Genomic DNA, 3,011 nt, shown 5'->3' with positions numbered 1-3,011 from the left:
AAGAAGACATTGATATGGCTGTGGAAGGCCTCAAGCTCATGAGAGAAAAACTCATATCAGGCCAATACAGGTTGGTAATTTTTGATGAGATTACGATTGCCCTGTATTATAACCTCTTCAGTCTTGATGATTTGATTGCAGTATTAAATGAAAAGCCCTATGAAACTGAGATTATTTTGACCGGTAGATATTGCCCAGAGGCTTTGATTGACCTTGCAGACCTCGTTACAGAGATGAAGGAAATCAAGCACTATTATCATCAAGGAGTCATATCAAGACCGGGAATTGATTGTTAGACCACATCATTTACATTTAAACTTCATAAGATACACACATTTATCCCCTATGCTATAAAAAAAAGTATAGGGGTGTTTTTATGAAGAAAAATAAGCGTAAAATTAGAAAAATTGTACAATTGTTCTTTTTTATTTTAGTTGCATTGATTAGTATCAATCATACTTTAGCGGAAACGGGTCAGGGTATTGAATTCTTTTCAAGTGCTTCTTTACATGCAATTTGTCCCTTTGGCGGTGTTGTGACCATCTATCAGTTGTTCACATTGGGGACCTTTATTCAAAAGATCCATAGTTCTTCTTTAATATTAATGGGTCTAGTATTTTTTATGACACTTTTACTTGGCCCTGTATTCTGTGGCTGGATTTGTCCGTTTGGAACCTTCCAAGAATGGATTGGCAATTTGGGTAAAAAAATATTTAAAAGTAAATACAATCACATGGTCCCTAAAAAACTCGATTCAGTGCTAAGATATTTTAGAATTGTTTTCTTAGCTTGGGTTGTCTTTATGACGGCGCGTTCAGGAACCTTGTTATTTTCAAATATTGATCCTTATTATGCCCTCTTTAACTTTTGGACTTCAGAGGTTGCTGTGGCAGGTATGGTAGCGCTATTTGTAATTATGGGTTTATCCCTTATCATGGAAAGACCTTGGTGCAAATATGCTTGCCCATATGGTGGCGTATTGGGCTTCTTTAACAAGTTTCATATCTTTAAGCTGAAACGCCTTGAATCAACATGCATCAGTTGTAATCTTTGTACCAACAACTGCCCTATGAATATAGATGTGGCAACATCATCAGAAGTCAAAGATCTACAGTGTATCAGATGCTTCGAATGTACGTCAGAAAACATTTGTCCAGTTGAAGAAACCGTTTTGATAGAAGCGGATCTATTCAAAGTCAATAAATAGGGAGGCAGACGATGAGAATGAATTTAAAACGTGTGGGGTTTTTATCTTTGGCAATACTCTTTGGAGGTGTGGCGATTTTCATGGGGTTAGGCCTTTGGCAAACTGAGTCAACTAAAACACCAGCTAAGTACACAACCGGTATCTTTGCAGGCGAAGCAAACCCAGCTGACATAAGAGGGTCATATACCTTTTCGGAAATTGCAGATGCGTTTGATGTACCAACGGATGTCTTGAAGGAGGCCTTTATGATTCCATCGGATGTAGATCCTGATGACATCAAGTCAAAGGATTTGGAAGGGATGTATACTTTTGGACAGGATATAGAAGTTGGCAATGGATCGATGAAGTTATTTGTAGCCTTGTATAAGAATTTGCCATATACACTGGGTGAAGATTATTTACTTGAACCTGCAGTTGCTTTGATTGAAGGCGCACAACCGACACTTTCAAGTGAAATAAAAGACTACTTAGAAACACATACCATTGGCAGTGACGGCAGCTTGCCGATAGAGGCTTCAAACGAGCTTAAAGAAGTATCTGGCGCAAATGACGCCACCACGGTGGCGGATGAACCCGCATCTACCGAAGTTACGCCTTCTGAGTCTATGGCATCCTCTGAAACTGAAAATGAAGCGGCATCAGACCAAACCATATCAGAGGAAAGCACATCAGGTCAGACCACCACTGAATCACAACCGTCAACAAGTACAGAAAATCAAACGGCTGCAGTAAACAATACAAGCGCTGAGCACTCAGAACCTGCGGAAACCAATTTGATCAAGGGCAACACAACTTTTCAGCAAGTGTTGGATTTGGGGGTTACCATTGATCAAATCGAAACCATCCTTCAGGCAAAAATGCCACAGAGAAGCATGACCGTCAAAGATTATTGTATAAATAATGGCTTGGAATTTTCTTCTGTTAAAGCTGAAATTCAGGCGTTAGTGTCCCAGTAGAGATTTTACCATTCTAGGTCGTCTATACCTTTAAGGCGTCCAATCGGAAAGGCATAAAATCGGTTTAACTCTTTAACGTAAAGAATTTCATAGATTTTTGAGTCTCCTGACACGGGTTGACCTTGGGTTTTATAACCGAGGGCAAGGGCATTGGTATATGCCCATTCCCCTAAATTTGAAGTGTTTTCACTGACCAAGACTTTAATGTTTGAATTTAAGACATAGTCCGTTGAAGAAAACACCTTAGTGTTGATCCCGCGTTTATTATCATTGGTGTCAATTTTCGCAACAATATTGATTGGGAAAATTGGGTCAGTGGCAAAAATGGCCTGCTGAATATCGCCGCCCCTGCAATCTGTAAGATCATAAACCAAATGGTCGAATTGACCTTGGTAGCGTTCAAGATCACGATATATGTTGCCAGATAGACCGTAAAAGAAGGTGTTAAACTTAATGGTAAGTGTTTTATCAGTCAAGGTAGCGGTATACTCAGGTACTATGAGTTTTCGATAAGCTGCTTCACAGGCTTCATCTTCCCAATCGTAAACAGCAAACTCAGTAACATTCTCTCTTGTGACCTCGGAACCACCTAATTTTTCAATATAAGCGGAATAGAGCAGTCCCAGATTTTCAAGGGGCTCATCTGTATCCGCTTTTTCTTTTGTCTCAGCAAGAATGGCATCGATTTCGGCATATCGCCTTGCAGTATCTGTAAGAAATTGATATTCGTTCTTTCGAATCAATATATCCTTGCTCTTAGGCAGATATAGCGTTTTAAAGTAGAACATGCCAAAAACAACTGATAGGACAATCACCAAAGATAAGTTTACAGGTGTAATGCGCCTTTT

General features: G+C 39.4%; 4 protein-coding genes. 3 read left to right on the top strand and 1 reads right to left on the bottom strand.

Features of this window, described 5'->3' with window-relative positions:
* The 3 genes from AC220I_RS20670 to AC220I_RS20660 all read left to right on the top strand — a co-directional run.
* Positions 1–296, top strand: a 296-nt coding sequence (locus tag AC220I_RS20670) for a cob(I)yrinic acid a,c-diamide adenosyltransferase (RefSeq protein WP_486725760.1), incomplete at its 5' end; no start/stop codon positions are given.
* 80 nt (positions 297–376) lie between these two features.
* Positions 377–1,207 carry a 4Fe-4S binding protein gene (locus AC220I_RS20665; protein ID WP_486725759.1) on the top strand — a complete coding sequence of 277 codons (831 nt, stop codon included), beginning with the start codon at positions 377–379 and terminating at the stop codon, positions 1,205–1,207.
* 11 nt (positions 1,208–1,218) lie between these two features.
* A complete protein-coding gene (locus AC220I_RS20660) occupies positions 1,219–2,163 on the top strand; it encodes a hypothetical protein (RefSeq protein ID WP_486725758.1) in 945 nt (314 codons plus the stop codon).
* 5 nt (positions 2,164–2,168) lie between these two features.
* Here AC220I_RS20660 and AC220I_RS20655 read toward each other — a convergent pair.
* The coding region (locus AC220I_RS20655) for a hypothetical protein (protein WP_486725757.1) at positions 2,169–3,011 on the bottom strand (843 nt) is incomplete at its 5' end.

The sequence above is a fragment of the Fusibacter sp. genome, from assembly GCF_057447755.1.
Note: the sequence above shows the minus strand (reverse complement) of the source record. Positions and strands in the feature narration are given on the sequence as shown.